The 5,886-nt window shown below is 72.2% G+C and carries 4 protein-coding genes; 2 read left to right on the forward strand and 2 right to left on the reverse strand.

The features are described from left to right. Positions 1-100: 100 nt before the first annotated feature. Positions 101-1,570 carry an NAD(P)H-quinone dehydrogenase gene (locus tag FNQ90_RS10175; protein WP_182606076.1) on the forward strand — a complete coding sequence of 490 codons (1,470 nt, stop codon included), beginning with the start codon at positions 101-103 and terminating at the stop codon, positions 1,568-1,570. A gap of 182 nt (positions 1,571-1,752) precedes the next feature. Next, positions 1,753-2,700, forward strand: coding sequence for a DeoR/GlpR family DNA-binding transcription regulator (locus FNQ90_RS10180; protein ID WP_267133035.1), 948 nt, complete (start codon positions 1,753-1,755; stop codon positions 2,698-2,700). A 157-nt stretch (positions 2,701-2,857) separates the two neighbouring features. Here the strand turns inward: FNQ90_RS10180 and FNQ90_RS10185 are convergent, their stop codons facing one another. Beyond that, positions 2,858-4,636 carry an acetyl/propionyl/methylcrotonyl-CoA carboxylase subunit alpha gene (locus FNQ90_RS10185; protein WP_182606074.1) on the reverse strand — a complete coding sequence of 593 codons (1,779 nt, stop codon included), beginning with the start codon at positions 4,634-4,636 and terminating at the stop codon, positions 2,858-2,860. 413 nt (positions 4,637-5,049) lie between these two features. Then, on the reverse strand, positions 5,050-5,673 hold the full coding sequence (locus FNQ90_RS10190; RefSeq protein ID WP_182606075.1) for a nucleoside triphosphate pyrophosphatase: 624 nt from the start codon (positions 5,671-5,673) through the stop codon (positions 5,050-5,052). Positions 5,674-5,886: the final 213 nt, after the last annotated feature.

Raw genomic sequence — 5,886 nt, forward strand, 5'->3', positions numbered from 1 at the left:
GGGTTACGGGAGGGGCGGTGGGCAGGTGCCCCGGGCCGCCCGTCGCGCCCTCGGCCCGTCGGCGGGCCCCGACGGGAGATCACGGGGAGCGTGCGGGACACTGGAACACGTGACTCGGATCGTGATCATCGGTGGTGGACCCGGCGGCTACGAGGCGGCCCTGGTGGCGGCGCAACTCGGGGCGGAGGTGACCGTTGTCGACCGGGACGGCCTCGGTGGGGCGTCCGTCCTCACCGACTGCGTCCCCTCCAAGACCCTGATCGCGACCGCGGAGGTCATGACGACCTTCGACTCCTCCCACGCCGAGCTGGGCATCATGCTCGACGGCGAGCGCGAGGCGGGCGCCACCGACGGGACTCCGCGCCGCATGATCGGCGCCGACCTGGGCAAGGTCAACCGCCGCGTCAAGCGGCTGGCACTGGCGCAGTCCCACGACATCACCGCCTCCGTCACCCGCGCCGGGGTCCGCGTGCTGCGCGGGCGCGGGCGGCTGGGACCGGAGCAGGCCCCCGACGGCTCGCGTCGGGTCACGGTCATCGACGCCGAGGGTGAGAGCAGGGAGCTGGTCGCCGACGCCGTTCTGATCGCCACCGGCGGCCACCCCCGCGAGCTGGCCGACGCCCGCCCGGACGGGGAGCGCATCCTCAACTGGACGCAGGTCTACGACATGGAGGAGCTTCCCGCGGAGCTGATCGTGGTCGGTTCCGGTGTGACCGGCGCCGAGTTCGCCGGCGCCTATCAGGCGCTCGGTTCACGGGTCACCCTCGTCTCCTCCCGGGATCGTGTGCTGCCGGGCGAGGACCCGGACGCCGCCGCCGTGCTGGAGGACGTCTTCCGCCGGCGGGGGATGAACGTGATGGCCCGTTCCCGGGCCGCCGCCGCCAAGCGCGTCTCCGACGAAGGCGGCGAGCGGGTCGAGGTCACCCTCTCCGACGGCCGCACCATCTCCGGCACCCACTGCCTGATGGCGGTCGGCGCCGTCCCCAACACCGCGGACATGGGGTTGGAGGAGGCCGGTGTCCGGCTGAGGGATTCGGGGCACATCGTCACCGACCGGGTCTCGCGCACCACCGCGCCGGGGGTGTACGCGGCGGGTGACTGCACCGGCGTCCTCGCCCTCGCCTCGGTGGCCGCGATGCAGGGCCGGATCGCGATGTACCACTTCCTCGGGGACGTGGTGGCGCCGCTGGACCTCACCACGGTCTCCGCCAACATCTTCACCGACCCGGAGATCGCCACCGTCGGTCGCACCCAGGCGGACGTGGACGAGGGGCGGATCGACGCCCGGGTGGTGAAGCTGCCGCTGCTGCGCAACGCCCGGGCCAAGATGCAGGGCATCCGCGACGGTTTCGTGAAGCTGATCTGTCGTCGGGGCACGGGGATCGTCGTCGGTGGTGTGGTCGTCGCCCCCCGTGCGAGTGAACTCATCCATCCGATTTCGGTCGCGGTGGACAACGGTTTGACCGTCGATCAGATCGCAAAGGCGTTCACGGTGTACCCGTCGCTTTCGGGTTCGATCGCCGAGGCGGCCCGGCAGTTGCAGGCCCGGCACCGGGCCGGGGACCACTGACGACGCAGGTCGAACCCGTCGCGGACGCGCTCCGCGACGGGTTCGGGCCCGGGCTCATACCACGAAACGGTGATCCCGGGGACCGGGATCGTCGAATTGCCGGAAGCACCTGAAAAGGCACGCTCTTTGGCGTTACTGTCGGTCCTGTGTTCGCTGCAGAACGTCGTCAGATGATTCTTGAAATGGTGCGCGCCAACGGAGCCGTGTCGCTCCGGGAGTTGGCCCGTGTCGTCCAGACCTCGGAGGTCACCGTCCGCCGGGACGTGCGCGCCCTGGAGGCGGAGGGCCTGCTCGACCGCAGACACGGTGGTGCCGTACTGCCGGGAGGCATCGGCCGGGAGGCGGGCTTCCCGCAACGCTCCCCGGCCGCGAGCCCGGAGAAGACCGCCATCGCCGAGTACGCCGCGGGGCTGGTCGGTGAGGGCGAGGCGATCGTGGTCGGCGCCGGGGTCACCACCCAGGAGCTGGCCCGGCGGCTGGCCCGGATCCCCGGGCTGACCGTGGTCACCAACTCCCTGTTGGTCGCCCAGGCGCTGGCCCACGCCAACCGGGTGGAGGTGGTGATGACCGGCGGCACGCTGCGGGGATCCTCCTACGCGCTGGTGGGCAGTGGGGCCGAGCAGTCCCTCCAGGGGCTGAGGGTCTCCCGGGCCTTCATCTCCGGTACCGGCCTGACCGCCGAACGGGGCCTGTCCACCTCCAACATGCTCTCCGCCAGCGTGGATCGGGCACTCGTGCAGGCGGCCGCCGAGGTCGTCGTCCTCGCCGATCACGACAAGCTCGGCACCGACACCATGTTCCAGACCGTGCCGACCGAGCTGATCTCCCATCTGATCACCGACCAGGTGCCTCCGGAGAAGGGGCGCGCGGCGGCCGAGCTGGAGGCGCTGGCCGACCACGGGGTGCGGATCTCCGTGGCCGGACCGAGCGAACCGGCCCGCGGGATCGTGCCCGGCCGCCCCCGGGTTCGCACCGGCCACCGGCCGGTGGAGCGTCACCCGGACCGACACGGGGAGCGGCACGGCGACCGCCACGGCACCGGGGACGGACTGACCGTGCCCCAGCCCCGGACGGCCGCGGTGGGGACCTCCCTGACCGCCGGCCCCCTCCGTCGCCCCGGCGGCGCCTGATCCCGCTCCGTGCCGCCGCGGATCCGGGCGGCAGTGACGACCGTCCGGCGGGGAACGCACCGGGGGCCGGGACCCGTGGGGGTCCCGGCCCGGTGGGATCGCGGGGGCGTCCGCCTCGGGGCCCGGATCGGTGTCCGGACCCCGGTGTGCCCGCGGCTCAGTCCTTGATGTCGCAGATGGTGGCACCGGAGGACAGCGAGGTGCCGACCTCGGCCTTCAGGTTGGTGACGGTGCCGGCCTTGTGGGCGTTGATGGGCTGCTCCATCTTCATCGCCTCCAGGACCACGACCAGCTCACCGGCCTCGACCTGCTGACCCTCCTCGACCGCGACCTTGACCAGGGTGCCCTGCATGGGGGAGGTCAACGAGTCGCCGGAGACGGCCGAGGCACCGGCCCGCCCGGCACGGCGCCGGGTGGGCTTGGCGCCCCCGGCCACCGCGGCGCGGGCCAGCGGCATGGCGAGCGTGGCGGGCAGCGAGACCTCCAGGCGCTTGCCGCCGACCTCGACGACCACCGTCTCGCGCGGGGTGCTCTCCTCGCCCTCCTCGGCGCCACCGGTCGGCGTCCAGGGGGCGATGGTGTTGTCGAACTCGGTCTCGATCCACCGGGTGTGGACGGTGAACGGCTCGGCGGAACCGTGGACCTCGGGGGCGAAGGCGGGGTCGGTGACCACGGCGCGGTGGAAGGGCAGCGCGGTGGCCATGCCCTCGACGCGGAACTCGCCCAGTGCCCGGGCCGCCCGCTGGAGGGCCTGTTCGCGGGTGGCGCCCGTGATGATCAGCTTGGCCAGCAGGGAGTCCCAGGCCGGACCGATCACCGAGCCGGACTCCACGCCGGTGTCCAGGCGCACGCCCGGCCCGGTCGGCGCCACGAACTCGCTCACCGTGCCGGGGGCGGGCAGGAAGTTGCGCCCCGGGTCCTCGCCGTTGATCCGGAACTCGATCGAGTGGCCGCGCAGGGAGGGGTCGTCATAGCCCAGCGTCTCGCCGTCGGCGATCCGCAACTGTTCGCGCACCAGGTCGATGCCGGTGATCTCCTCGGTGACCGGGTGCTCGACCTGCAGACGGGTGTTGACCTCCAGGAAGGAGATCGTGCCGTCGACGGCCACCAGGAACTCACAGGTACCGGCGCCCACGTAACCGGCTTCCCTCAGGATGGCCTTGGACGCGCGGTACAACTCGGCGTTCTGCTCGGCGGTCAGGAACGGCGCGGGGGCCTCCTCGACCAGCTTCTGGTGGCGGCGCTGCAGGGAGCAGTCCCGGGTGGAGACGACCACCACGTTGCCGTGGGTGTCGGCCAGGCACTGGGTCTCCACGTGCCGGGGTCGGTCCAGGTAGCGCTCCACGAAGCACTCGCCGCGACCGAAGGCGGCCACCGCCTCGCGCACCGCCGAGTCGTACAGTTCGCCGACCTCCTCCAGCGAACGGGCCACCTTCAGCCCTCGTCCGCCGCCGCCGAAGGCCGCCTTGATGGCGATGGGCAGCCCGTGCTCCCTCGCGAAGGCCACCACCTCCTCCGCGCCGGAGACCGGGTCGGGCGTGCCGGCCACCAGCGGCGCGCCTGCGCGCTGGGCGATGTGCCGGGCGGCGACCTTGTCGCCGAGGTCCCGGATGGCCTGCGGGGGCGGGCCGATCCAGGTCAGTCCGGCGTCGATCACCGCCTGCGCGAACTCGGCGTTTTCCGACAGGAAACCGTAGCCGGGGTGCACGGCGTCCGCGCCGGCGTCCGCCGCCGCCCGCAGTACCTTGCTCTGGTCCAGATAGCTGGCCGCCGGGGTGTCACCGCCCAGGGCGAACGCCTCGTCCGCGACGCGCACGTGCAGCGCGTCCCGGTCGGGCTCGGCGTACACGGCCACACTCGCGATGCCGGCATCCCGGCACGCACGGGCGACTCGAACGGCGATTTCGCCACGGTTGGCGATGAGCACCTTGCGCACGATGGCTCCCTCCTTGGAACAAGCCGAGTTTAGGTACCGGCCACACCCGGCGCCGAGGCGCTCATGGAGGTGACCTTGCCCACACGGATGGTGAACACCCGCCGGTACACGGGCCGGGAACCCCATCCCACCACGGTAAGTCGCGTAGTTGCGTCCTTCCGGAGAGGGAATCGGGCACCGTCTGTGGTGGATCTCTCGCCCCGGGCCGGGGCGTGAACACCCACCGAAGTTGTAAGGAAACTACAAATCGGCACGGGATTATTTTTTTGCGTACCGGGTGAGGCCGCCACCCCCGGAAGGGACGTTCATCCGATCGTCACACCGTTGTTTCCCCCGGTCGTCCGCGCTCCGACCTCCGGCGGGGCCGTGCCCGGCTCCGAATCGGGGATCGAACCCGTTCCCGCAACCCGGGCTCAGCCCTTCCACAGAGAGGTCACACCGACCCCCAGGGCCCCCAGCAGGCGACGCAACAGCGGCATGGACAGCCCGATCACGTTCCCCGGGTCCCCGTCGACACCCTCCACGAATGGCGCCCCGAGGCCGTCCAGGGTGAACGCCCCCGCCACGTGCAGGGGTTCACCGGTCGCCACATAGGCCGCGATCTCCGCGTCGTCCGGCTCGCCGAACCGCACCACGGTCGACCCGACCGCCGACACCCGCTCACCCGACGCGGTGTCGATGACGCAGTGGCCCGTGAGCAGCACCCCCGAACGCCCCCGCATCGCCTTCCACCGGGCGATGGCGGCGGACGCGTCGGCGGGCTTGCCCCGGGCGACACCGTCGAACTCCAGCACCGAGTCGCAGCCGATCACCAGCGCGTCGGCGGCCTCCGGACGGGCGGCCACCGCCGCCGCCTTGGCCTCGGCCAACACCAGGGCCAACGCCTGCGGTGTCGGTGCCTCCACGGCTTCTTCGTCCACCCCGCTGACGATCACCTCGGGGTCGAGTCCCGCCCGCCGCAACAGGGACAGCCGGGCGGGGGAACGGGAGGCCAGCACGAGGCGGCGGCCGGAACGCGGCGACGCGGGGGAATCCATGGCCGTCAGCGTAGTGCGGAGGCCGCCCCGCCCGCGCCCGTCCGAAGGGACCGGGACCCGCACGAGGGCATGAGGGAAGGCCGGTGGGGACTGTAAATCGTTCGGTGTAACTCCCGATCAAGGAAGATGCACTGATGACGAGTGAGAACGTGACCGAGGTCGAGGCCGTCGAGCCGTCTGGGCCGGAGCTGGCGGGGGCGGTGGATGACCGGC

This window comes from Streptomyces alkaliphilus (genome assembly GCF_014141535.1).
GTDB lineage: Bacteria > Actinomycetota > Actinomycetes > Streptomycetales > Streptomycetaceae > Streptomyces > Streptomyces alkaliphilus.